Here is a 24,860-nt window from a genome sequence, read left to right on the forward strand (position 1 = left end):
AACAATCGCTGTATACATTTGGTTAAATTTTTTAATAGTATTTTTGGCACTCAGCTATAATTATATGATAATTGCATAATAAAAGAAGGCAGCTGAAACTGTCTTCTTTTTAGTTTTTTTATTCTAATTTATGTGACTTATCTAGTGGCTCATCAACCTTCGGCCGATAAAAACGGCGACCACCCTGACTCATAATATTGTCAGTAAAGCTACCCGGTCGTGTGTGTTGCAGCGCATTAGTAATCGCATAAACTGCTGCATCCATATCATCAATTCTGTGCAGCAATTCTGCTTCAAGCAAAGCTGGTAATTTCGGTGAACCATATTCAAACTTACCATGATGTGATAAAACCATATGTCGCAACAAAAGCAAGTCTTCTGACTCAGGATCAATTTTCATCTCCTGAGCGGCCATCATAATTTGTTCATCAATTAAAACCAAATGCCCAATTAAATTTCCCTCAGTAGTATACTGAGTAGCAGCTGGCCCCGTTAGTTCGAGTACCTTACCCATATCATGCAGAATACAACCTGCATACAAGAGTGAGCGGTTAACTTGCGGATAATTATCAGCTATTCCCTTAGCATCACGCAACATCGAAACAGTGTGATATGCTAACCCGCCCCGAACTGCGTGGTGATTGCTTTTACCAGCTGGATAATCAAAGAAGCGTTCATCCCACTTCTTTAACAAGTAACGGACAATGCGATTCCATGTTGGATTCAGTATTTCAAAAACACACTGGTTAATTTCTTCCTTCATATCCGCAATTTTTTCCGGTGCCGACTTAATGAATTGTTTAAGATCATAACCTTCTTCAGGACCGACAACACGTAAACTATAAATTTTAATTTGCGGCTGACCCTGATATTCTTCACGTTTACCATTTAACTCAACAATCGTTCCCGCACTAAAAGTCGCAGCATCTTGATTATTCGCATCCCAAAAGTTACCGCGAATCTCACCTGAACTGTCACCAAAGGACATTGCTAAATACAACTTACCCTTCTTGGTGTGACGTAGTTGTGAATTTTTAATTAAAACAACTAACTCTAGTTCTTCACCATCATTATAATCCCGTAAGCGTTTAAACATTTTCGGTTCCTTTCGTAAAAGTCAGCGGTTGCAACTTCAATTGGTCAACCAACTTCGTTTGAGCCGTAAAAATCAAGACTTGATTGCCTTGTGCGATTTGCCGTAATAACTGCTCAATCTGCTCTGTCCTTTGATCATCAAAATTCACAAAGGAATCATCAATTAACAACGGCAGATTAATCTGATCCTTAATTTGTTGCACAAAAGCCAGCTTTAATGCAAAGTAAAGCTGCTCTTGCGTTCCGCGCGATAAGTACTCAACTTTAATTTTCTTACCATCATCGCGAATAACAGACAAGGATTTATCAATGTTAATCTTATTATACCGATTGTTTGTCAGCAGCTGCAAATAATTTTGTGCAGCACTAACCATTTTAGGAAAACGTTCATTAGAAGCCAAATCTAGCGTGCGACTTAACCATTGCGCAGTAAGTAAGTTCGCAAAATATTGAACACTTTGCTTGCGAAATTCAGTTTGCGTATTAGCCAATTCCTGTTTAGCAGCAAAAACGGCTGTGGAATTAGCCAAGTTTTTCATCTTAACCTTAATTTCCGCAATTGCACTCTGTAATTGCTGTAGTTCTCTTTGCAAGTCACTAATTTTTTGTTGCAGTTTTTGCTTGCGGAACCCGACTTGTTTTTGATCTTGCAACAGAGTTGTTAATTGCGGTAAGTCTTGTGTTAAATTAGCACTTAAAGCTGCTGCTTGAGCTTTAAGCTGGGCTTGCTGTTGTGCCTTGAGCTGCCGCTTTTCATAATCTGACATTGTGGTCACACCCGCTACAGCAAATTTTGCTGTCAGCTGCAAGTCAATTTCGTGCAAATTTGTCTGCTTAGCTGTTAAATTAGCTTGTAAATTCTGCTTGGCTTCTTGACTTTGCTGCACCTTAGTAATTACTTCCGTTAATGAATCAAGTGCTGCCAACACAGCTGCAAAATCTGACGTAACATGTCGTTGCAGTAACTGACTAACTTGACCGGCCAAATTCTCTACTTTTTCCAATAAAGTAGCTTCTTGCTCTTGATTAGTCTGCCGTTTTTGCTGGCACGATTGCAATTGCCGCCACTGATTTATCAGAGTTGGTAAGTCTAGCTTATCAGGATCAAGCCCATACTGATGAGCAAATTGTGCCCGTTGCTGCTTAACTGCTGCTTTTTGTTTTTGTACCGCAATTTGCTGTACTTTTTCCTGTTTTTGCCGACTTAAAACAGCAAAAACACCAATTAAACCGCAAATAATTAGTACTACGCCACCAACCTTGCTGACTGTCAGCAATAAAATCAAGCCAGCAACTAGTATTCCGACACCAGCCATTAATAATAATTTACTAGTTGAGCTGTTGGTAGCAGTAGGCGTTTCTAACTTATCCTCAGGCAGCTTTTGGTATTCTTCTTGCAGTTGAATGACTTCTGTTTGGCCCAACTTGGCAATCTGCGCTAACTTAGGATTCAGAGCAAGTAATTGCTGTTCATCTGTCGTAATTTGTTCTTCCTGCTGTTGACAATGATGATATTCAGACCGCCACTGCAATAACTCTGGCTTTTTTTGACTAATCTTAGTCGCAGCTGCAAAATCGACTGGTTTTTCAGTAATTTGTTCAAGCCGCTTTTTTAATGAATCTATCGCTTGCTGCAAACTCTGCTTTTGTAAATTTAACTTTTGTGCTGTCTGATATTGCTGTTGGTCAAACTTGACTTCTTTAATTTGTGCTTTTAATGATTGTAGCTTTTGATAACTAGGCACAAGCTTTTGTAAACGCTCGAGTTCGCCAAGTTCAGTTTGCAGCTGTTGCAAATTTCGTTCGCTGTCAGCTTGCTGGTGCTGCTTTTCGGTATATGTCTCATTAAGCACCTTATAATCTGAAAATTCCATTTCGGCGGCTGCTAACTTACCTTTTTGCTGCTTCAGCTGAGTTAATAATTGATTTACCGGTGGTACTGTTCCTCGACTCTTAAATAAAGTATCAGCTTTTTTATTAAAATCATCCCGCATGGCAATTAATTGGTCGCTATTAGCGGCCCCTAAATAGTAAATCCTCTCAAGCAAATCTGTTTGCTTAATCTTAATAACCTTAGCAAGCATATCCTGATTAAAAATAAAACTATCGGCATAAAAATCACCCGTGATATTTTTAATTTGATCAAAAAAGATGCTAGCAGGAACAACTTGATTATTGCATTTTACTGTCAGAGTCCCGAGCTTCGACCCCTTGCCTTTAGCATAGAGGCGCTCAAGTTCATACTGTTCACCCTGATCGTTTTCAAAAAATAGCGACCCACCCATCGGACTAACTCGTGCCAGCGGCGCGTAATCTTCAAAAAAATCCGTTGCACGTTTTTGAAGATAAAAGCCAAACAGTACTTGCTTAATAAAGGCAACAACCGTACTTTTACCAGCTTCATTAGCCCCAAAAAAGACATTTAAATCAGAATTAGGCAAAGTAAAAGTTACATTTGAAAATTGGCCAAAATTAACAATTTTGATTTTAATCAGTTTCATCACTAAGCCCCTTTAGCTTATTATTTAAATTGACCGCGGCTAATTCTTTTATTTCCTGCAAAAACTGTGGCTCTTGCGCTAATTCAGTTGCTAGGTCATCTTTTTTAGCCCAACTTTTACTCAAAGCGCGAAATTTATCAGCTGTAAAAATTTCTGCAGCTGCCTGAGAAAAGTAAACTTGATCGCTGGCGGCAATTTGCAGCCGACTATTAGTTGCAAAGCGAACATCAACTAGCTGTGAGTCAGTCAACTGTTCTGAAAGTGCCTGCCAAAATGAACTATCTTTAAGCAGCTCCTGCTCCTGCTCATTCAAAAATTCTGCACCAACAATTTCCAAGCTATAATACGTTGGCTCTTGCGGTTTCATACTAGCCAAAATTTGCTCACGCAGGTCATTTTGACTGATTTCTTCAGTCAGCTTAACTTGAGCCTTAGCCCACTTAATCGGACTGGTGGGAACGAACTTAATTGTCGTCTGCTTAGTCTGCTCATTAATTTCACCCAAATAACAGCCTTTAGCATCACGTTCATTAATATGCCGTCCTTGAATATTACCTGGATAAACTATTAGCGGGTCTTCAGACAAGATTTGTCGTAAATGAATATGACCCAAGGCAAAATAATCATAATGTAAATCTTTCAGTTCACTTAAAGTAAATGGTGCATAAACATTCTGATTGCTGCTTGCCTTCTCTTGGGCATGCATTAAGCCAAAAGTATAATTACTGCTTTTAGTCGGTAATTGAGCTGCCAAATCAGTTGTAATATGATTATTAAGATAAGAAAAACCATTAACAGTGTAAACAAAGCCCGCTGCAGTCTTAAAAGTTGCTGTTTCAACTTGTTCGCCAGCCCCCAGCAACTTGAAGTACGGGCTCTCAGGTACTAGTAAGTCAGTTGCCTGCATATGGTCATGATTACCAAAAATCATCACAACCTGAATTTCCGCTGCGGTTAAGCGCTTAATTTGACGAGCAAAAAACAATTGACTGCTCGGAGTAGGCCGCGAACTGTCAAATGTATCACCAGCAATCAAAACCAAATCAACTTGCTCTTGCAATGCTAAGTCAACAATTTTTGTCAGTGATTGGTTAGGTGCTTGTTGAATTCGATAAAATTGGTTAGATGGCAAAAAAGATAGTCCCAAAAATGGACTATCTAAATGCGCATCCGCAAAATGGATAAATTTCATTGTTATTTTTAGTTTCTAAGACCATCATAGAGATCATTAATTGGTTTGGTAATTGCTTTTTGTACGTCATCAATTATTTTGTAAAGTCCTTGTTCAGCTTGCAAAAGTTTAACAATCTGAGGATCTTTTTGAACTTTTTCGTTCAACTCTTTATATTGATCCTGAATGTCCTTGGCAATATCCTTGCCTTGCGCCTGAGCTTGCATAATCTGGCTCTGCATTTTATCCATTTCTTTAAAAATGGCTGCACTGGCTGCATTATTTTTAACTTCAGTAATAGCTGCTTGTAAAGCCTTGTATTCGTCAGTTTTTTGCATATCGGAAGCTAATTGATTAGCTGAGTCGTAGATGTTTACCATAAGAAATCCTCCTAGATTAATGGCCAATTAGGCCTTTAATATCATTATACCATTCATTGAACTTTTCTCCCGCAGATCCTAAACCTTTTTCAATTTTATCACCAATGCCAGCTGTCCAATCAGTGGCAGCGCCATTGTGCTTAATAATCTGGTTAGGTGCTTTTTCCGTGAATTGATTTTGGGCAGTATACGGCAAAATACCTTCCATTTCTGCCTTATATAGCCGCGTAATACCAGTTTCTGAAACGCCATGCATGTAATGTTCTTGGTTAGTACGGTCAAAGCCAACCCACGTTGCCATTACAACATCTGGCGTATAGCCAACAATCCATTGGTCCTTGGTACCAAAACCATACGAATTTGGTACTTCAGTTGAGCCAGTCTTACCAGCAACCCGATAACCATTCGGCTGCGCTGAAACTCCTGTCCCATTAGTGAAAACGCCCAAAAGCATAGTTGTCATTTCTTTTGCCGTATTCGCAGAAATTATTCGGTGCGTGCCTGGGTTACTATTTTCAGCCAAGACATTACCGCTAGCATCCGTAATTTTAGTAATAAAATAAGAATTATTAGGCAAATTGCCCTCATTAGCAAAAGCAGAATAAGCCCGTGCCATTTGTAAAGGTGAAACCCCACTTGATAATCCCCCTAAAGCCAATGCAAGATTTTGATCTTCCTTAGGTACCTTCAAGCCAAAATTGCTAGCTGACTGCACGCCCTTAGCAACGCCAATTCTATCTAAGAGCCAGACTGCCGGAACATTTTTACTTTGAGCCAAAGCGGAATACATCGGAATTTTATTTGAATAGCCATTATCAACATTGTGTGGCTCGTAACCATTTTTTCCAAAGCGCTGCAGTTTATTAGACAATTCTGAATCATAATGATAGCCCTCTTGCAAAGCCGGCGCGTAAGTGACAAGCGGCTTAATCGACGACCCCGGCTGACGCTTCATCTGCGTAGCTCGATTATAGCCACGAAAGACATGTTGTCCGCGACCACCAATTACTGCCCGTACTGCTCCGTTTGTCGGATCCATCACTACACTTGCACCTTGAGTCTTAGTTCCATCAGCAGCATTTTGCGGAAAGAGCCAATCTTGGTTGAACTTGTCCTGCAGCTGTTGTTGATAATTTTGATTCAAACTAGTATAAATCTTCAGGCCTTTATTCATCACATCTTCTTCTCTTAAACCATAGCGGTTAATTGCTTCATCAACTACTGCATCAAAGAAATAAGGATAACGATAACCATTTTGATTGTGATAAGTATCATTCAGCATCAAGCCTTGCTGCTGCACTTGTTGGGCCTGTTTGGCAGATAACTTTTTATTTGCTACCATTAAGCTTAAAATTAAATTACGTCGTGAGAGCGCATATGACATGTGATCAATCGGATTATACTTACTTGGATTTCGCAAAATTCCAGCTAAAGTTGCACCCTCACCAACCGTCAATTGACTCGCATTTTTACCAAAATATTTTTTGCTGGCATCTTGCACACCCCAAACGCCATTGCCAAAGTAAGCATTATTTAAATACATGGTCAAAATATCTTTTTTAGAATAAACGTGGGTAATTTCTATTGCAAAAAATAATTCTTCTAATTTACGCGAAAAAGTCTGCCGTTGCGTCAATAATGAGTTCTTGGCAAGTTGCTGTGTAATCGTGGAACCCCCACCAGAAATTTGACCTCGATGGATAACTAACCCAAGAGCAGCACGCGCCATTCCTTTTACACTAAAACCGGGATTAGTCCAAAATGTCCGGTCTTCTGTTGAAATAACTGCATTCTTGACATTTGGTGAAATTTTATTATATTCAACAAAAGAACCTTTTTGTGAATAAAGCGAACCAGCTTTTTGTCCTTTGTAATCGTAAATGGCAGTCGTTGTTGACAAAGAGGCCTTTAAATTAGAAATATTTGATGTTTTTACTTTAACGGTATAATACGTACAAACCAAAAGGATCATAGTAAGCGCGATCAAGATGATCCAGCGACCGATATAAAAGCGGTTATCGAAGCGGTGCCACGCACTGCTTAAGCCGTTTTTCTTTGGTTCATTATTGTCCATTTAATCTGCTCCTTTTAAAAACATCTAAAATTGTATCATATTCAAAGAGGATTAGTTTTTCTTACAAAAAGACTTAATAAATATTTATGAGCTATTATTTTACACTTAATTATCCTAAAAATCTCAAACCATGTTCTGTCAGCGACTTGTTACGTCAACTTTTAATCCCACGCAAATGGCGTCATTTCTTACGCATTGGGCAAAAAATCCACATTAATGGCAGTTATCGTTACTTTAACCAATTAGTCTATCCCAATGACAAAATTGAATTGGAATTGGATTGCGTTGATTCTCAACAAGGTACTTATCCAGCCAGTGGCAACTTGCCCGACATCATTTATGAAGACCAAGACATATTAATAATCAATAAACCAGCTGGGCAAAAGACACATCCTAATTTAGCTGAAGCTGATACTGCATTAAACGACTGTGCTACTTACTTAGGCTTTAGTCCGTTTGTTGTCCACCGCTTAGATATGTTAACTAGTGGCTTGCTGCTAGTCGCTAAAAATCCGGCTGTTGTCCCAATTCTTAATCGCGAATTAACCACCAAAATTTTTCATCGTGAATACCTTGCAGTCGTTAATCACGCAGAGAATTTATTGCCAAATGGGACAATTTCTCTGCCAATTGGTCAAGACCCTGATGACCAACGTAAAAGAATGTTTCGTGAAGATGGATTAACATCAGTCACCCACTATCAAGTTTTAAATAAATTTACGGACACGGCACTAATTAAATTACGACTTGAAACCGGCCGCACACACCAAATCCGTGTCCACTTAGCTGCCATTGGCTGCCCGATTGTTGGCGATCCTCTTTACAATCCCGTATGTGAGTCAGACGAATTTTTACATTTAACTGCCTACCAAATGTCGTTTAACAAGCCTTTTTCCTTTGATAAAGTTCAAGTTAAGTTACCACAGAAAAAGATTAAATTTTAAGATATACAAAAGTCTCCTCTTCCATTTGAGAAAAGGAGACTGCTTTATGCCAGAAACGATTGACAAATTTTTACTAACAAGTCAGTTGCACCTGAACCAGCTTGCTTATCATAATACGCACTAAAACGACTATCACATTGGTAGAGTTGGATAATCCCAGAGTGAATTTTAGTCGTATACTGCGGCAATAATTGTTTAAGCCATGCCTGGTGTTCCGCAAAAATACTTGCTTTTAGGTCCACTTCTTTTTCAGGATTAAGTAACATAGTATGCAAATTTTGAATTAACTTTGTTTCATTATTAACTAACTCACGGTATGAATTTTCAGATAGTTTAGCAAATTTTTCTCGAGCTGCCTCATAGACATCTTTAGAGCTTCATCAAGATCAAATTCTGGATTTTGTAAAATATCTTTAATGACACTCAGTCTGAAGTTCATCTTTTTAAAGATAAGTATTTGTTGCAAAGTCGTTACATCATTTTCCTGATATTGACGATAATTTGATGTAGAATCACGCTCGGGCTTAATCAAACCAAGTTGCTCATAATAACGCAAAGTTCGTGCAGATAAGCCAGTTAATTCTTGAATTTTTTTGCTAGTAATCAATATCTATACCTCCTATTCATAACTATAAAGGTTGACGCAAGGTTAGAGTCAACAAGATCATAAGAATTGAAGCAATTATTAGAAACTAAATTTATTCCCCCCAAAAAAGTTTGACGACAACTTTTAAAGTGCTAAAAAGCCCCCGTGAACTAACACGGAGGCTTTAAAACTACCTAAAGTAATCAGCTTTAGGATTTAAGAGGCAAATTGCCTTGAATAATTTCATTAGTCAAATAGAACTGCTATTAATTATCAAGCTAAATTATTCTTCGTTCAATGAGCTTCTATCAAAAGCAGCATTCTTAAGTTCTTCATCAATTGAAGGAGTACCTAACCAGCCAATCATTTCTTTCATGGCATCGGTAATAGCTTCAGTACCTGGCAAAAGCAATTTACGTGGGTCATAACCCTTGTTGCCCTTATCTTCATCCTTGTGAGCTTCGAAGTACTTACGAGTAGCACCTTGGAAGGCCAATTGGAATTCAGTGTTAATGTTAACCTTAGAAATTCCAAGAGAAATAGCCTTCTTAACTTGGTCTTCTGGAATACCTGAACCACCATGCAAAACTAATGGCACTGAAACTGCATCAGCAATTTCCTTCAGACGATCAAAGTTCAAGCCCTTCCAGCCTTCTGGATAAACACCGTGAATGTTACCAATACCACAAGCAAGCTTGTCAACACCAGCAGCAACGAACAATTTAGCATCTTCAACTGATGCTAATTCACCACCATCAGCACCTTGGTTCTCACCAATTTTACCAATTTCAGCCTCAACAGAAATTCCACGTTCATGTGCTAACTTAACAATTTCCTTAGTCTTAGCCAGGTTTTCGTCAGTTGGCAATGCATGACCATCAAACATTACTGAAGAATAGCCAAGTGCAATACATTCCTTAGCTGATTCAAAGTCACCGTGGTCCAAATTCAAAACTACTGGAACTGAAATGTTCATTGAGTCCATTGTGTCTTCAACAATATCCTTAACGATCTTGTAGCCACCCATGTACTTAGCAGCACCAGTTGAAACTTGAATTAAAACTGGAGTTCTAGTTTCTTCAGCTGCACGCAAAATTGCACGTGTCCATTCCAAATTGTTAGTGTTATATGCACCAATTGCATAATGGTTTTTACGAGCATCTTTAAAGATTTGATTACCGTTATCTAAATAAGCCATTAATAAAATACCTCCTATAAAAACTTACATAGATATTGTACCGTAATAATTAATCATTGAACAATCTTTTATTTTATGTAAGCGCTGTTTTAAAATATTTATCTTACTTTACATTTCTTTAGGAGCATTTACACCCAATAATCTAAGCGATTCTGTCAAAACAATTGAAGTTGCTTCAACTAGTGCAAGTCGCGCATTGATTTGCTCATCATTGGTCAAAATCTTAATATTGGCATAATACTTATTAAATTTCTTAGCCAAATCTAGTGCATACTTAGCAATAATTGACGGCTCAAATTTTTCGCTACTACGTGCAATAATTCGTGGGAAATCAGCTAAGGCTTTAGCCACACTAAAGGACCAATCATCACTCAAGTTCAGATTAGTTAAGTCAGGTGCTTGATTTAATTTAGCAGCTTTACGCAAAACGCTTTGAGCCCGTGCGTTAGTATATTGTACATACGGGCCTGTTTCACCTTCAAACCGGACAACTTCGTCCAAGTTAAAATCAAAATTATCTGTCCGATCATTCTTTAGATCATGAAAAATAACGGCACCGACACCAACATCATGAGCAACTTGTTTCTTATTAGCCAAATCAGGATTCTTATTTTCAATCTGTTTTTGCGCTAATGAAACGGCATCTTTTAATACTTGATCTAAGAAAACAACATTTCCTTTACGAGTTGACAATTTCTTACCATTTTGAGTAATCAAGCCAAATGGTACATGATTAATTGTATCTGCCCAGTTATAGCCCATTTTCTTCAGAACACCCTTTAATTCGACAAAGTGCTGTGCCTGCTCATTCCCAACAACGTAAAGCATTTTGACAAAATTGTATGTCTTCATTCGATAAATTGCAGCAGCTAAGTCACGTGTCAAATACACACTAGTACCATCTGACTTGATAATCATCGCTGGATTTTCATCTTCACCCATGTCGACAACTTGAGCTCCACGGGATTCGTGCAAGATGCCTTTTTCCCGCAACTCATCAATTACTGGTTGCATCTTATCATTAAAGAACGCTTCACCCTTATATGAATCAAAGGTAACACCTAATTCCTTATAAATACGCTTAAAGTCAGTTAATGAAACCTCACGGAACCATTGCCACAACTTAACTGCTTCAGGATCACCATCTTCAAGCTTCTTGAACCAAGCACGGCCTTCTTCATCAAGCTCAGGATGTTCTTCAGCTTCCTTATGGAACTTAACGTAATATTTGAATAAATTCATGATAGGGTCTTTTTTAACGTCTTCTTCAACTCCCCAATGCTTGTAAGCCGCGATTAATTTCCCAAACTGTGTTCCATAATCACCCAAGAAATTAATCTTAATTGGTGTATAGCCAACTTTCTTTAAGGTTTCTGAAATTGAATTACCAATAACTGTTGAGCGCAAATGTCCCATGGACATCGGTTTAGCAATGTTAGGACTAGACATATCAATTGGAACATTACCCTCACCTAACTTTTGGTCACCATAATGTTCTTTTTCGGCCAAAACTTCAGTCAAAGTCTGGTTAATCAACTTTTCATGATTGATGGCAAAATTGACATATGGGCCAACTGCTTGAATACCTGCAAAATCCGCACTGCTAAGTTGTGACGCAATTTCTTTAGCAATTTCAGCTGGATTTTTATGCATCGTTTTAGCTAATGCAAAAGCAGGAAAAGCATAATCACCCATTTTTTCATTTTTCGGACGCTCAATTAACGCTGCAATTTTTTCTTTAGGTAAGTCTACTTGCGGTGCAAGCAGCTCAACAACTTCATTCTTAAAATTCATCCTTAACCTCACTTATCTAATAAAAAAGCCCCTTCCTGCCCTACTGGCAAGAAGAGACGAGTTTTTACCCGCGGTACCACTCTAATTGATACAAAGTATCCGCTTATTAAGTTTACTAAATTATTAGTTAGACACGCCTTCAGCCATCTTCCTAACCTGCCTCACACCAACCGCAGACTCGCTTAACTAGAAAAAATGGTTACTACTTCTAACATCTTCAAATCCCAATTATAGCAGGAAAAAAGAACCGCGCCAACATTTTTCAATTAATTATCTTTAATAATTACCTTGGTACCAACCTTAATATTTTTTAGCAACCAATGTGAGTCAGCGATACTCAGACGAATACAACCGTGTGAACCTTGGGTCTTTCCCAATTTTTTGGCTTCTTTGACGTTATACTGCCCATCATCTTTTGTGGGTACTGAATGAAATAAATATACATTATTCGGATCCCAACTGGTCCAATTATTCGCACCCTCATTTAAATTAGGATTATAGAAGGAATCACCACGACTATCCTGAATTTTAAATGAGCCAGTTGGTGTAAGTGATTTACCCTTTTTAAAAAGCCCCCCACTAGCTAACATCGTATAAATCCGCCGATTATCACGCAAAATATAAACCCGATTGCCCTTAAGTGAAACCCGAATCGTAATATCATTTTCAAGCCGCTTAATTTTAGGATACGACTTATATTCACTAGATTGATGCCAATCTAGTGGCTGCCGCAGATCAGCTGGATCCTGATACGGTCTAAAAGAAGCTGCTGTTTTCTTCTTAACTGCCGTTGTTTTAACTTCCTGCTGTTTAGGCTTTGATGAAGGTGCACCGACATTAGGCATTGAAAGCCGCGCTAAACTAATTACACAAATTAATATCACAAAGCAAAACGTTAGTGGCTTTAACAGACTTTTTTTCATCCTCAATAATTCTCCCTAATTGATAATCTTATTTTACAACAAAGAGGGGTGCAGCTGTGAAATTTAATTAGCAAATTTGCGCATTATTTGTGGCAAAAGTGCACTAAGCTTAGTTGGCCTTACCACATAATCAGTTTGAGCAATCTGATCACCAGCTAATGAATGCAAATAAACTGCAGCCAAAATCACATCAAGATTGTTACCGAATTGAGCAACGAGGCCTCCAATAATTCCTGCAAGAGTATCACCCGTACCACCAGTTGCCATTCCGGGATTGCCTAATGGATTCACAAAAATCTGTCCCTGCCCATCATAAATATGCGTATGGTTAGATTTCAACACCAACACCGCATTTTGCCGCGGAAAAAGTCTATTGAGTGTGGCGATATTCGCACTATCAGCTTGAAAAGGAATTTTAATCTGACTGACCCGCTGCCATTCCATCTGGTGGGGGGTTAAAATGATTTTACCTGCCAGTTGCGGAATTAAATTATAATCTTGAGCAATTAGATCTAAACTACTGGCATCTAGCACTAAAGTTTGTTTTTCCGTCAGATTTGAGCAGAGCAAATGCATAATTTTTGAAGCAAATGGGCTTAACCCTAAACCAGGACCACAGACAACAACATCCATTTTTTTAATTAAAACTGGTAAATTACGGTCGCGCCAGTCAACATACATTATTTCTGGATCCCGAGCATGTAATGCTGCGGCGTTAAGCGAATGTGTCGCAACCGCAACTAAGCCTGCGCCACTATTTAGAGCTCCCTCAGCAGCCATAATGATCGCACCACCATAATTTTCACTGCCGCCAATTAATAATACGCGACCGTAATTGCCTTTATGAGTATTACTACGCCGCTTTTTAATCACTGTTGTTAAAATATCTGCCGTAATTGCAACCATTTTTAACCTCCAAACAGCCAACGCCAGAAACGAATCAAAAAATTAACCTTACCTGTTGACTGCAGTGCCTTAGCTGGCAGCTGTAAACCGTTAGGTTGGTTCAAAGAAATTAGTTTACTTCCTCCTGACTTAAACATATACTTAGTCACTGTTTGTCCAGCTGTTACTGGCGCATCAATTTGTGAATTGGCCAATTTGACCTGCAACTTTTGGCCACCAGTAGGAGCCCAAACCGAACTCTTGTCTTTCATACCAATATTAATTTGGCGTGCCTGACCATTATTAACCCGCAAACTTGTTAAACCAGTAATTACCCCATTTTGATTAAAAATAATCGGATGATAATTAGCGTATACATATTTAAGTAATTTTTTAGTTTCAATAAACCGCGACGGATCATTGCCATCCCGGTGCCGCGCACCCATTACAACAGTAATAATTCGGGTGCCTTGATGCTTAGCTGTAGCAATAAAACAGGCTCCAGCAGCATCAGTAGTCCCCGTTTTTAAACCGTCAACTTGCAAATGTGAATCATATTGCGGCAAGCCTTTAAGCATCCAGTTAAAATTGCTCATCGGCGTTTTAACATTGTTATCACTAAAATCCAGCTGGGCAAGCCGCGTTGTTTTGATCACCTGCGGAAAAGCAGCCAATATGTGCTGCCCAACAATTGCCATATCCTTAGCTGATAATTCGTTTTCAGCATTACCAGTAATTCCAGGATATGCAGCAGTGCCTATGCTCTTATTTGGCAGACCACATGCAGTATAAATTTGCGCATCTTCAATCCCCCATTTACGTAGCTGCTCACGCATTTTTTTGATAAAAGCCGTTTGCGTGCCACTGACAGCTTGGCCTAGCAGCATTGCAGCACCATTAGCTGACTCAATCAAAGTTGCCTGATAGAGTTGCTTAATTGTGTACGCATGATTTAAATGTAAGGGCACATTGGAAAAATCTTTGTTATTAGCTACTTTGACAATCGCGGGTGTTGGCTTAACTAACGTTTGCCACGAAATTTTGCCCTGTTTAATAGCTGCTAAAGTCAAATAAACTGTTACTAATTTAGTCATCGATGCAATTGGCAAAGGTTGATTAATATTTTTTCCATACAAAAGCTGTCCAGTCTTGCTATCAATTGCCAGCGCTGACTTAACCTTCAACTTCAATTGCTCATTATGATAATTATTAGGCACATTAGCTGCCTCAACTTGCGTTGGCACCATTAGCAGTAATGCCGCTAGTAGAGCAACAATTAACTTATTAAACTTACGCTTGAAAGTCATAAATTCTCCTTTATCCGAAATTTTTTAATTAATTTGCGTTTTATGCTTACATTTTACCAAATTTTTGGTATTATTATTACTGGATTAAAAATATTTACGCCCCGATGGCGGAATTGGCAGACGCGCAGCGTTCAGGTCGCTGTTTAGGCAACTAAGTGAAAGTTCGAATCTTTTTCGGGGCATATAAAACAAAAAGCTGATCATAATGATCAGCTTTTTTTGTTAACGGCAACTTTAAAGGAGGACCATCTAATGCAGAAGCGTTTAACAAAATCTCAATACAAAATTATTGCTGGTGTTTTCGGCGGGATTGCTGAATACTTCAACTGGGACAAAGCTTGGACCAGAATTTGCGGTGGTGCCATTGCTTGCTTCACTGGTTGGGGATTGCTCCTGTATATCATTGCTGCATTTGCTATGCCTAATTCTAACAGTCATAATCACGATCATATAATAGACGGTGAATTTCATCGGCGTTAAATTGCATTTAACAACTACAATTGCTACAATAAAGTTCCTTGGCAGGGGCACATAAAATAATCTTAAAATTATTTTACAGTCAAAAAAGGCATTATCACATTAAAAGTGATAATGTCTTTTTCTATGACTGCAGATGTAATTTTCGTAATATTGGGACAATTTTGTCACCCAAAATCTTTTGGGCCAAATTAGACTTAATTGCCACAAAGACATAGAACATGCCGCCAACTATGACAGCAACAGCAACAATAATTAGTGCCTGCCATCTTCCCGCTGGATTTAAGAATATTTCCAAGCATTTTTCAACTGCTAGAACAATGATAAACATCATTATTGAAAATGCAGTAATCCCAATAAAACGTCGACTTGTCCGCCCACTATTAAAATTATAATTAACCTGTAGATGCTTAAGTGATAGAAAAATAATTGCCAGCATCCCTAAATTAGTCGCAATCAGCGGCCCATAAATTTTGAACAGGTAAATCATTGGATATTGCACAACTATTTTAATTATTAAGCCCAAAATTAGGTATTTAATTGCCAAGCCATTTTCTGATAAACCTTGCAAAATAGCCATTAAAACCGTGAACAAACCTAAACTAATCGCTGTAAAAGATGACAGATACAAAACATCTGACCCTAATTTGTCAAAACCATAAAAGATAGTATATATCGGTGTGGCAATTGCCGCCATTCCAAATGCTGCCGGAATCATCACAAACAAAAACAAATCTAAAGTATTGCCAATCTGCTTAGCAATTCCCTGAAAATCATGTCTAGCATGTGCAGCAGACAACAGCGGAATTGCCGTCACTGCCATCGCACTAGCAAGTGACACAATGATCATAATTAGCTTATTAGCATTAAGAGCAAACAAAGCATACCAAGTTTCAATCGTATTATATTTAACCTGTAATAAACTGGCAATCATTGGGTGAAACGTATACTGATCAACCAAATAAAACAATTGAATTCCGGCATCAATGATAATGAATGGAATCGCTTGAGCAATAATTTCACCAAAAAGCCCCATAGTTGAAACTTCAATTTCATTATTGGAATTGGCAACCAAATTATTCAGTTTCTTACGCCGTGACAGTAAAAACCATGCTAAAACAACAATTCCGAAAACAGCACCAATCGCTGCTGCCAAGTTAGATTGCACTACGGCATCAACAAAAGAACCATGCTGTACCTGCATAATAACGTAAGCCGTAAGCAGCATCCAGATAACCCGAGCTAATTGCTCCATGAATTGTGACATTGCTGACGGCATCATATCTGCATAACCTTGAAAATAGCCCCGCATGATGCTAAGAATAGGAATAATTAAAATTGCATATGACAAACTTCGCATTACTGCAACTTGTCTGGGATCGCTACGCGAGCCATTTGAAGCCAACAGAGGTGAAGCAAAATACATAATTGCCGCTGAAACAATCCCTAAAATAACCATTAACAGCAGACCCTTGCGAAATAGTTTCCGACCAATACCGTATTCGTTTAACGCGTTATACTTTGCGACCTGCTTAGCAACAGCACCGGGAATTCCTGCAGTAGAAATCAAAATAAAAATACTATAAATATTATAACTACGCGCCGTTAAGGCATTAGCAATATTACCATACGGCTGCATCCAGATAAACCACGGAATAATGTACAATGCACCTAGAATCCGTGATGTAATTGAACCAAAAGTCATCCACGCACTACCTTTAATAAAGGTATCCTGCGTGTTTTGTTCTTTCAAATTATTTTCTCTCATTAATTTTCCCTAAATCTAGTGTACTAACTATCCTATTCTGCAAGTAAATCCTGTTATTCTCAACAAAATAATCAACCATTTTAGGAAAAATTAAAATTTATTTGGCAACAATATTCACAATCTTGTTCGGCACAACAATTACTTTCTTAACATCTTTATTAGCCAAGAACTTTTGCACATGCGGTAAAGCCAAAGCTTGTTTTTCCAAGTTATCTTTAGCAGTATCCTTAGCAGCCTTGAAGTTACCGCGTAATTTACCATTTACCTGAACCATAATCTCGACTGTTGATTCAACCAACTTGTCTGGATCATAAGTAGGCCATTTGGCAAAGGTAACTGATTGGTCGTGACCCATAACTTGCCAGATCTCTTCCATCATATGTGGTGCAACTGGTGCCATTAAGGTAATGAAGCCTTCCGCATATTCTCGTGGAATTGTCTTGGCCTTTTGTGCAGCATTAACAAAGACCATCATTTGTGAAATGGCCGTATTGAAGTGCAATGCCTCAAAGTCTTCAGTGACCTTCTTAACTGTTTCTGCATAAACTTTATCTAACGTCCCATCATTTTCTGAAACGATATTTTCTTGTGGAATTGGCTTCAAGTCCAGATCATTGACAAATAAACGCCAAACCCGATCCAAGAATTTCTTAGTTGAGGCAGGACCATTATCATCCCAGTCAATTGATGCATCAAGGGGACCCATGAACATTTCGTACATCCGCAAACTATCTGCACCATATTCATCAATGACATCGTCTGGATTAACAACGTTGCCCTTTGACTTGGACATCTTCTCGTGATTCTTTAAAATCAAACCTTGGTTATACAGCCGTTGGAATGGCTCTTCATTTGGCACAACACCCAAATCGTATAAAACCATGTTCCAGAAGCGAGCATAAAGTAAGTGCCGAACTGCGTGTTCTGCCCCACCAATGTACAAATCAACTGGCAGCCACTTTTTAAGCAAGTCATAATCAGCAAGTTTTTGGTCATTATGTGGATCAACGTAACGGACAAAGTACCATGATGAACCGGCCCAGTTAGGCATTGTGTTGGTCTCGCGTTTACCTTTGCGGCCATTTTCGTCAACCACGTTAACCCAATCTGTCAAGTTAACAAGCGGACTTTCAGGCGTACCAGATGGCTTAATATCTGTTGCATGCGGCAAAACTAATGGCAATTGATCTTCTGGAACTAAAGTTGTTTCGCCATCCTCCCAATGAATAACAGGAATTGGTTCACCCCAATAACGTTGCCGACTGAATTCCCAATCACGTAACTTGTAATTGACTTTCTTTTGACCAACATGGTGTTCTTCAAGCCAAGCAACTATTTTCTTTTTGGCATCGTCAATCTTTAAACCATTTAAAAATTCTGAATCAAAGTGAACACCATCACCGGTATAAGCTGCCTTAGTAATGTCGCCACCCTTAATTACAGCCTTAATTGGTAAGTTGAATTTTTGAGCAAATTCATAATCACGGTCATCATGTGCCGGCACAGCCATGACAGCACCTGTACCATAAGTTGCTAACACATAGTCGGAAATCCAAATAGGAATTTCTTCATTATTAACAGGATTAATTGCATAAGCACCCGTGAAGGCACCAGTCTTATGCTTATTCAAGTCAGTTCTTTCCAAATCAGACTTAGATTCAATTTCCTTAACATAAGCATCAACTTCAGCCTTGTGTTCAGCTGTTGTAATCTCTTCAACCAACTTATTTTCTGGGGCTAACACAGCATAACTAGCACCAAACAAGGTATCAGGGCGAGTTGTAAAAATATCGAAGGTCTTATCAGAATTCTTAATCTTGAAAGTAACTTGGGCACCAACTGAACGACCAATCCAATTACGTTGCATTTCCTTAACGTTTTCTGGCCAATCAAGCTTGTCCAAACCAGCAAGAAGTCGATCAGCATAAGCTGTAATCTTGAGCATCCATTGCTTCATATTGCGGCGATAAATTGGAAAGCCGCCCCGCTCAGTCTTACCATCAACAATATCCTCATTAGCAACAACTGTGCCCAAATCCGGTGACCAATTAACTGGAACTTCGGCTTCATAAGCAAGTCCATGCTTATACATCTGCTCAAAAGTCCATTGTGTCCACTTGTAATACTTCGGATCACAGGTAGCAATTTCCCGGTTCCAATCATATGAAAAGCCAAGCTTATGCAATTGCTCTTTAAAAGTAGCAATATTTTCTTTAGTAACAATAGCCGGATCCTTACCCGTCTTTAACGCATATTGCTCTGTTGGCAGACCAAAAGCATCCCAACCCATTGGGTATAAAACGTTATAGCCCTGTGCCCGCTTCATTCTTGCAGTAATATCAGTTGCTGTATAGCCTTCTGGATGACCAACATGCAGTCCTTTACCTGACGGGAACGGGAACATATCCATTACATAATAATTTTTCTTTTTCGGATCATTGCCCGTTTTAAAAGTATCATTTTTGGCCCAATAATCTTGCCATTTTTTTTCGACGACTTTGTGATTGTACATCTATCCTCACCTCATAAAAAAAGTCCTATGAAACTAATCATAGGACGAATAATCGCGGTACCACCTAAGTTTCACGTCATCAGACGTGACCCTTGAACGCTCCTTAACGCGGCTAGCACAACGAAAGGCTTTTTACAGGCTCAGTTCACAATTTATTTTTTTAGCCTTGCACCCACCGGCTTTTCTCTAAGAAAAAATAGAACTGCTACTAGTTCCTGACCTTTATTTTTTTATCAATAATGATTATAATTTACCACAAATGCTAAAAAAAACAAGGGGAGAAAAACATTTGAACAATACAACACATGTCGAAAAGGACACAATTGTGCCGGCAACCATTTTTTTGGTTCTTTATGCAGTCTGGGCACTCTTAGTTTCGTCAGGCCAACAAATCATTCATCAATTCGATCAAGCAATAATTGGGCTCATTTGCAATACTAATCCAGCTAATGTCAAATTTGCGACTACGTTTACGAATTTAGGTAACACAAGTGTCATTGTCGTTGAAACCATCATTTTATTTATGATTTTAGTAATTTGTAAAAAATATGCCTACGCGCTGTTTACAGCTGGCACAATGATTGCTGCTAACGGTTATAATTGGATCATTAAGCACGCAATTGCACGTCACAGACCATACGTACATCATTTGGTTGCAGCTCACGGCTATAGTTTCCCTTCGGGACACTCAGTTGGTAGTGCTACATTATTTGGAATCTTAATCGTGCTGACAATTTTATTAATTAAAAACAAAGCGGTTAAAACCATTCTTTGTATTGTTTGGACTTGTTTTCCATTATTAATTGGCTATACTCGGATTTTTACCCACGTGCATTATCCATCAGATGTGCTTGGAGGCTTTTTAGAAGGAATTACCTTTGTTCTAATTGGCTATTCCATTCTGTATCATTATTATTTAAAAGAATAACATTGCATTAAAAAAAGCTGCTTTAATAAGCAGCTTTTTTAATAGTCTAATTTTTTTGACGTCTTTGATAACTAAAGTTAATCAATAGTGAAATAACAATTGCAACCATTGAAACAACATAGACACCTTTCAATGCACTAAACAAAACTTGACGCAATTGCGGCACTAAGTTAGCAGCTAGTTCTTTAGCTTTAACCGAAGAAACAATTTTATTCATCATTCCCTGTGTCAGCTGTGGGTGTTTAGCAAGCTGCTGGGCAACAATTGTATTAAAAGTAATCCCATAAATTGATACCATCATTGTCTGTCCTAAATAACGCATTAAAGTATTAAATGAAGTTGCAACCCCAACATTTTCTGGTGCTACCAAGATCTGTGAACGCACTTGTGATGCCGTTAAAATCGCACCAAAAGCAAAACCATTCATTGTCGCAATCAAACAGAAAACCCAAAATGGTGTATGCAGTGGCACAATTAATAAGAAGCAGTCAGCCACAATTAAAACTGTCAGCATCCCAAAGAAAGTCTTTTTAACACCAAAACGACTTAGTAACCCACCGATTAAGAACGAACCAACAACCCACATTACCGAGCTTGGCGTAACCGCAAAACCAGCTACTGTTGCACTAGTGCCCTTAATTCCCTGCATCCAGGTTGGAATGTAAAACTCAAAGCCAATTACAACTCCTGCAATAAACAGAGTAATCAAATTGACAGCTAAGAACTCCTTACCTTTCAACATTGACAGAGGCATTATTGGGTCTTCTGCGTTCCTTTCAACATGATAAAAGGCAATTGCACTAACAATAATTAAAAGCAATAGTAAAGCTGTTAATAGCCAATTTAATGAGCCTAATTCTTGCAAAACATACATGAGCGATAACAATAAGACTATTAACCAACAGGTACCCTTAATATCTAATTTACTGCTTGTTTTGGTTTTTGATTCATGCAGAAAGAAGATCACTAGTAAAAAAGCAACCAAACCAATTGGGACATTAATATAAAAGACCCAGTGCCACGACAAATTTTGTACGATAAAGCCACCTAAAAGTGGAGCAATAACCGAGGCTACACCCCAAAAGCCAGAATTAAGTCCCAGCATTTTAGTTCGCTTTTTCAACGTATATAAATCAGCAATAATCGTCATTGCTACTGGCTGAACAGCACCAGAACCAAGTCCCTGAATCACACGGAACAAAATTAACTCTAGCATGTTATGAGCCTGACCACAGAGTGCCGATCCAATGACGAACAACGCAATTCCAAATAAAAAAACTGGCTTACGGCCAATGCTGTCCGCCAGTTTTCCGTATAAAGGAGTTGATACAGCTGTCATAAATAAGAAAATTGAGACAACCCAGTTCATAATTTCTAACCCATTCAAGTCAGAAACAATGGTTGGCATTGCTGTTGAAACAATTGTTCCTTCAATCGCAGTCATAAAAGTTGTCATAAAAATCGCAAGCGTAACAATGGATACGTTTGTTTTTTTCATAATTACTCCTCCTTTAAATTAAATTATTTATTTTTGTTAACAAAATCTCGTAATACTTGAACTTTATCAGTTTTTTCCCATGGTAAATCAATATCTGTGCGTCCAAAATGACCATAAGCAGCTGTCTGCTCATAAATTGGCCGTTGCAAATCAAGCATTTTGATAATACCTGCCGGCCGCAAATCGAAAATTGCCCGAACTGCTTTAGTTAATAACTCATCACTAACCTTGCCGGTTCCCGCGGTATCTATCATAACTGATACCGGATGAGCTACCCCAATCGCATAGGCAAGTTGAACCTCACAGCGGTAAGCTAAACCTGTAGCTACAATGTTTTTGGCAACATAACGTGCGACATAACTGGCACTACGATCAACTTTTGTCGGATCCTTACCAGAAAAAGCGCCGCCACCATGACGCGCATAACCACCATAAGTATCAACAATAATCTTGCGCCCAGTTAAGCCAGAATCACCTTTAGGACCACCAATAACAAAACGCCCAGATGGATTAATCAAGAACTTAGTTTGAGCATCCAAATATTGAGCTGGAATGACTTTTTTGATAACTAATTCAATCATTGCTTGGCGAATTTCTTCATTAGTTACTTGATCATCAGTCTGAGTTGAAATAACCACTGTGTCAACCCGCTTAGGTTTATCTTGCTCATCATATTCGACCGTAACTTGCGCTTTAGAATCTGGACGCAACCAAGGCAACGTCCCATCTTTACGCAATTGCGCAACTTGCTGCATTAAACGATGTGCTAGCGAAATTGGTAGCGGCATTAATTCTGGTGTTTCCTTAATTGCAAAGCCAAACATTAATCCTTGGTCACCAGCACCAATTTGATCTAAATCATCCTCATCAGAATTGTCTTCTCTTGTTTCAAGAGAATGATCAACACCTTCAGCAATATCAGGTGATTGTTCATCAATATCAACTAAAACAGCGCAATTATTGCCATCAAACCCAAGTTCGGGCTTGTCATAGCCAATTCGTAAAACAGTTTTACGGACAATTGACTGAATATCAACATAAGCACTAGTTGAAATCTCACCAAAAACATACACAATACCAGTGGTAACAATCGTTTCGCAAGCAACATGTGCCGTTGGGTCCTTAGCAATAATTGCATCTAAAATCGCATCAGAAATTTGATCAGCGATTTTATCCGGATGACCTTCAGAAACAGATTCTGAGGTAAATAAACGTTTTTCCATAATAGTCCCCCTGTATAGACAACAGCTATTCGGTTACAAGGCATCTCCACTACTCAGTGGATCCTCTCAGGACTTGAACCGATAAATATTATATTATTCGTTCTACTGTATAAAAAAAGACTACCGTAGATTCGGTAGTCTTAGAACGATGGAGGATACAGGGCTCGAACCTGTGACCTCCTGCTTGTAAGGCAGATGCTCTCCCAGCTGAGCTAATCCTCCAAAGTGACCCGTACGGGATTTGAACCCATGTTACCGCCGTGAAAGGGCGATGTCTTAACCACTTGACCAACGGGTCATAGCCTGAATCAAAACACAATTAATAGTATACTAAGCACTATCAAAAATGCAAGAATTCCTTCTTAAATTGGGAAAATAATATTTAATTAATTCCATAAATAATGGCGGTGTAACTTGATACACCACCATTATTTATGGAGGATACAGGGCTCGAACCTGTGACCTCCTGCTTGTAAGGCAGATGCTCTCCCAGCTGAGCTAATCCTCCAGGTCACTGTCATCTCATGACTACTCTTAATACTATAGCAAAAGGCTTTAGATTTGTCTATCTTTTTTTGATAATTTTTTTCAAATTATTAGATTTTTTTATCCATTAATACTAAATCCTAGTTCAATAAAATGAATAGATAAATATTGAAAAGCTAAATTAAAATAATTCATCACTTCAATTATGTACCGATGCTAAGCCGTAAGCCATGTAATGAAGCAAATAGTAAATCTGAAAACCGCTTAATTCATAGTAAGAAAATTGCTTGCAAAATTAATCAACCAAAAATTATTGACCAAGAAGCAATAATTGACTTAGAAATGCGACTCTTTGCTGATTTTAATAAAATAAACATGTTGCTTATGGATGTCAGACAAATTGATGATAATTTTTACAATACTATAAACTTCTAAATATTAACAAAATTATTAATAGTATGTTTAATTGGTCTACAGTCAATTTTCTTACATAACTAGCCATTCTACTGTCATCAAAGTGAGCTTAGATTTGATAAACAGATCATTCACGATAATGTCTAAATTATCTTTGCAGGAATAGTTATTATAAATAATGTACTAACAAACTTTTTAACTAATAGTAAGATTTTGATCATTAGCAACGTACAACTTAAATTGCATCAAAAATTACTACCTAATAATTATTGTAAATAAACTCTAATTATTTTTATATTAAATACAAAAACACCGCTAATATTATTAGCGGTGTTTTCAACATTATTCATGAAATTGACGGAGCGTGAGAGATTTGAACTCTCGATACAGGATTAAACCCGTATACATGATTTCCAATCATGCTCCTTAAGCCACTCGGACAACGCTCCAAAATACTCCGGCTGTCAGACTCGAACTGACGACATCTTGATTAACAGTCAAGCGCTCTACCAACTGAGCTAAGCCGGAATATTAAAAAAGCACAGCAGCGTCCTACCCTCGCAGGCAGTCTCCCACCAACTACTCTCGGCGTGAAGAAGCTTAACTGCTGTGTTCGGCATGGTTACAGGTGTTTCCTTCTTGCTATTGCCACCGTACTTTTTCTGTTTGAGTTCTTACACTCAAAACTAAATATAA

The 24,860-nt window shown here is 38.3% G+C and carries 18 protein-coding genes, 6 tRNA genes, 1 rRNA gene, 1 pseudogene and 1 riboswitch; of the genes and pseudogenes, 4 read left to right on the forward strand and 22 right to left on the reverse strand.

The genetic code is table 11. From position 1 onward, the window contains the following. Positions 1–118: 118 nt before the first annotated feature. The 5 genes from OZY43_RS05660 to OZY43_RS05680 are packed head-to-tail and all read right to left on the reverse strand — an operon-like array spanning position 119 to position 7,221. The gene (locus tag OZY43_RS05660) at positions 119–1,096 is read right to left on the reverse strand and encodes an HD domain-containing protein (protein ID WP_277164105.1); all 978 of its coding nucleotides are present in this window, start codon (positions 1,094–1,096) and stop codon (positions 119–121) included. Next, positions 1,089–3,596, reverse strand: coding sequence for an AAA family ATPase (locus OZY43_RS05665; RefSeq protein WP_277164106.1), 2,508 nt, complete (start codon positions 3,594–3,596; stop codon positions 1,089–1,091). The genes OZY43_RS05660 and OZY43_RS05665 overlap by 8 nt, the downstream gene beginning before the upstream one ends. After that, positions 3,583–4,788 carry a DNA repair exonuclease gene (locus tag OZY43_RS05670; RefSeq protein ID WP_277164107.1) on the reverse strand — a complete coding sequence of 402 codons (1,206 nt, stop codon included), beginning with the start codon at positions 4,786–4,788 and terminating at the stop codon, positions 3,583–3,585. The genes OZY43_RS05665 and OZY43_RS05670 overlap by 14 nt, the downstream gene beginning before the upstream one ends. Before the next feature lie 8 nt (positions 4,789–4,796). After that, positions 4,797–5,147, reverse strand: coding sequence for a YlbF family regulator (locus OZY43_RS05675; RefSeq protein ID WP_277164108.1), 351 nt, complete (start codon positions 5,145–5,147; stop codon positions 4,797–4,799). Between the two features lie 16 nt (positions 5,148–5,163). Further along, the gene (locus OZY43_RS05680) at positions 5,164–7,221 is read right to left on the reverse strand and encodes a PBP1A family penicillin-binding protein (protein ID WP_277164109.1); all 2,058 of its coding nucleotides are present in this window, start codon (positions 7,219–7,221) and stop codon (positions 5,164–5,166) included. An 86-nt stretch (positions 7,222–7,307) separates the two neighbouring features. Between OZY43_RS05680 and OZY43_RS05685 the strand changes: the two genes are divergently transcribed. After that, positions 7,308–8,165, forward strand: a complete 858-nt coding sequence (locus tag OZY43_RS05685; protein ID WP_277164110.1) for an RluA family pseudouridine synthase — start codon at positions 7,308–7,310, stop codon at positions 8,163–8,165. 44 nt (positions 8,166–8,209) lie between these two features. Here OZY43_RS05685 and OZY43_RS05690 read toward each other — a convergent pair. The 7 genes and pseudogenes from OZY43_RS05690 to OZY43_RS05720 form a co-directional block, all read right to left on the reverse strand. Further along, positions 8,210–8,473, reverse strand: a pseudogene (locus tag OZY43_RS05690) (TipAS antibiotic-recognition domain-containing protein); the annotation flags it as partial. Further along, positions 8,470–8,772, reverse strand: a complete 303-nt coding sequence (locus OZY43_RS05695) for a MerR family transcriptional regulator (RefSeq protein WP_277164111.1) — start codon at positions 8,770–8,772, stop codon at positions 8,470–8,472. The gene OZY43_RS05695 and the pseudogene OZY43_RS05690, both read right to left, overlap by 4 nt. A 262-nt stretch (positions 8,773–9,034) precedes the next feature. Then, positions 9,035–9,949: a class II fructose-1,6-bisphosphate aldolase gene (gene fba, locus OZY43_RS05700; RefSeq protein ID WP_277164112.1), complete on the reverse strand. Its 915-nt coding sequence runs from the start codon at positions 9,947–9,949 to the stop codon at positions 9,035–9,037. Between the two features lie 108 nt (positions 9,950–10,057). Further along, positions 10,058–11,743 carry an arginine--tRNA ligase gene (argS, locus tag OZY43_RS05705; protein ID WP_277164113.1) on the reverse strand — a complete coding sequence of 562 codons (1,686 nt, stop codon included), beginning with the start codon at positions 11,741–11,743 and terminating at the stop codon, positions 10,058–10,060. A gap of 266 nt (positions 11,744–12,009) precedes the next feature. Beyond that, positions 12,010–12,666, reverse strand: coding sequence for a L,D-transpeptidase (locus OZY43_RS05710; RefSeq protein ID WP_277164114.1), 657 nt, complete (start codon positions 12,664–12,666; stop codon positions 12,010–12,012). A gap of 63 nt (positions 12,667–12,729) precedes the next feature. Further along, complete coding sequence (locus OZY43_RS05715; protein WP_277164115.1) at positions 12,730–13,572, reverse strand: NAD(P)H-hydrate dehydratase; 843 nt, start codon at positions 13,570–13,572, stop codon at positions 12,730–12,732. Between the two features lie 2 nt (positions 13,573–13,574). After that, complete coding sequence (locus OZY43_RS05720; RefSeq protein WP_277166370.1) at positions 13,575–14,798, reverse strand: serine hydrolase; 1,224 nt, start codon at positions 14,796–14,798, stop codon at positions 13,575–13,577. A 158-nt stretch (positions 14,799–14,956) separates the two neighbouring features. Between OZY43_RS05720 and OZY43_RS05725 the strand changes: the two genes are divergently transcribed. After that, positions 14,957–15,040 (forward strand) — tRNA-Leu (locus tag OZY43_RS05725). A 70-nt stretch (positions 15,041–15,110) separates the two neighbouring features. Further along, a complete protein-coding gene (locus OZY43_RS05730) occupies positions 15,111–15,338 on the forward strand; it encodes a PspC domain-containing protein (RefSeq protein ID WP_277164116.1) in 228 nt (75 codons plus the stop codon). A gap of 121 nt (positions 15,339–15,459) precedes the next feature. On the opposite strand, the gene OZY43_RS05735 is transcribed toward OZY43_RS05730, so the two are convergent. Further along, positions 15,460–17,103: a polysaccharide biosynthesis protein gene (locus OZY43_RS05735; RefSeq protein ID WP_277164117.1), complete on the reverse strand. Its 1,644-nt coding sequence runs from the start codon at positions 17,101–17,103 to the stop codon at positions 15,460–15,462. Positions 17,104–17,200: 97 nt separating this feature from the next. Beyond that, entirely contained in the window at positions 17,201–19,615 is a 2,415-nt protein-coding gene (leuS, locus tag OZY43_RS05740) for a leucine--tRNA ligase (RefSeq protein WP_277164118.1), read from the reverse strand. Between the two features lie 289 nt (positions 19,616–19,904). Between leuS and OZY43_RS05745 the strand changes: the two genes are divergently transcribed. Beyond that, the gene (locus OZY43_RS05745) at positions 19,905–20,543 is read left to right on the forward strand and encodes a phosphatase PAP2 family protein (RefSeq protein ID WP_277164119.1); all 639 of its coding nucleotides are present in this window, start codon (positions 19,905–19,907) and stop codon (positions 20,541–20,543) included. A gap of 46 nt (positions 20,544–20,589) precedes the next feature. On the opposite strand, the gene OZY43_RS05750 is transcribed toward OZY43_RS05745, so the two are convergent. The 8 genes from OZY43_RS05750 to rrf all read right to left on the reverse strand — a co-directional run bounded on the left by OZY43_RS05750 (position 20,590) and on the right by rrf (position 24,820). Then, on the reverse strand, positions 20,590–22,041 hold the full coding sequence (locus OZY43_RS05750) for an MDR family MFS transporter (RefSeq protein ID WP_277164120.1): 1,452 nt from the start codon (positions 22,039–22,041) through the stop codon (positions 20,590–20,592). Positions 22,042–22,064: 23 nt separating this feature from the next. Continuing rightward, complete coding sequence (gene metK / locus OZY43_RS05755) at positions 22,065–23,264, reverse strand: methionine adenosyltransferase (RefSeq protein WP_277164121.1); 1,200 nt, start codon at positions 23,262–23,264, stop codon at positions 22,065–22,067. Next, positions 23,262–23,348: riboswitch (SMK box riboswitch) on the reverse strand. It overlaps the preceding gene by 3 nt. A gap of 65 nt (positions 23,349–23,413) precedes the next feature. Then, a tRNA-Val gene (locus OZY43_RS05760) sits at positions 23,414–23,486 on the reverse strand. Positions 23,487–23,490: 4 nt separating this feature from the next. After that, positions 23,491–23,562: transfer RNA gene (locus tag OZY43_RS05765), tRNA-Glu, on the reverse strand. Positions 23,563–23,699: 137 nt separating this feature from the next. Continuing rightward, positions 23,700–23,772, reverse strand: a tRNA-Val gene (locus OZY43_RS05770). 750 nt (positions 23,773–24,522) lie between these two features. Then, positions 24,523–24,613, reverse strand: a tRNA-Ser gene (locus tag OZY43_RS05775). Between the two features lie 6 nt (positions 24,614–24,619). Continuing rightward, positions 24,620–24,692 (reverse strand) — tRNA-Asn (locus OZY43_RS05780). An 11-nt stretch (positions 24,693–24,703) separates the two neighbouring features. Further along, a 5S ribosomal RNA gene (rrf, locus tag OZY43_RS05785) occupies positions 24,704–24,820 on the reverse strand. Positions 24,821–24,860: the final 40 nt, after the last annotated feature.

It is taken from the genome of Lactobacillus sp. ESL0785 (assembly GCF_029395455.1).
Taxonomy (GTDB): domain Bacteria; phylum Bacillota; class Bacilli; order Lactobacillales; family Lactobacillaceae; genus Lactobacillus.

Coding starts and splice junctions, on each gene's coding strand:
- OZY43_RS05660 (WP_277164105.1), bottom strand. CDS start 1,096: ATGTTTAAACGCTTACGGGATTATAATGATGGTGAAGAACTAGAGTTA.
- OZY43_RS05665 (WP_277164106.1), bottom strand. CDS start 3,596: ATGAAACTGATTAAAATCAAAATTGTTAATTTTGGCCAATTTTCAAAT.
- OZY43_RS05670 (WP_277164107.1), bottom strand. CDS start 4,788: ATGAAATTTATCCATTTTGCGGATGCGCATTTAGATAGTCCATTTTTG.
- OZY43_RS05675 (WP_277164108.1), bottom strand. CDS start 5,147: ATGGTAAACATCTACGACTCAGCTAATCAATTAGCTTCCGATATGCAA.
- OZY43_RS05680 (WP_277164109.1), bottom strand. CDS start 7,221: ATGGACAATAATGAACCAAAGAAAAACGGCTTAAGCAGTGCGTGGCAC.
- OZY43_RS05685 (WP_277164110.1), top strand. CDS start 7,308: ATGAGCTATTATTTTACACTTAATTATCCTAAAAATCTCAAACCATGT.
- fba (WP_277164112.1), bottom strand. CDS start 9,949: ATGGCTTATTTAGATAACGGTAATCAAATCTTTAAAGATGCTCGTAAA.
- argS (WP_277164113.1), bottom strand. CDS start 11,743: ATGAATTTTAAGAATGAAGTTGTTGAGCTGCTTGCACCGCAAGTAGAC.
- OZY43_RS05710 (WP_277164114.1), bottom strand. CDS start 12,666: ATGAAAAAAAGTCTGTTAAAGCCACTAACGTTTTGCTTTGTGATATTA.
- OZY43_RS05715 (WP_277164115.1), bottom strand. CDS start 13,572: ATGGTTGCAATTACGGCAGATATTTTAACAACAGTGATTAAAAAGCGG.
- OZY43_RS05720 (WP_277166370.1), bottom strand. CDS start 14,798: ATGGTGCCAACGCAAGTTGAGGCAGCTAATGTGCCTAATAATTATCAT.
- OZY43_RS05730 (WP_277164116.1), top strand. CDS start 15,111: ATGCAGAAGCGTTTAACAAAATCTCAATACAAAATTATTGCTGGTGTT.
- OZY43_RS05735 (WP_277164117.1), bottom strand. CDS start 17,103: ATGAGAGAAAATAATTTGAAAGAACAAAACACGCAGGATACCTTTATT.
- leuS (WP_277164118.1), bottom strand. CDS start 19,615: ATGTACAATCACAAAGTCGTCGAAAAAAAATGGCAAGATTATTGGGCC.
- OZY43_RS05750 (WP_277164120.1), bottom strand. CDS start 22,041: ATGAAAAAAACAAACGTATCCATTGTTACGCTTGCGATTTTTATGACA.
- metK (WP_277164121.1), bottom strand. CDS start 23,264: ATGGAAAAACGTTTATTTACCTCAGAATCTGTTTCTGAAGGTCATCCG.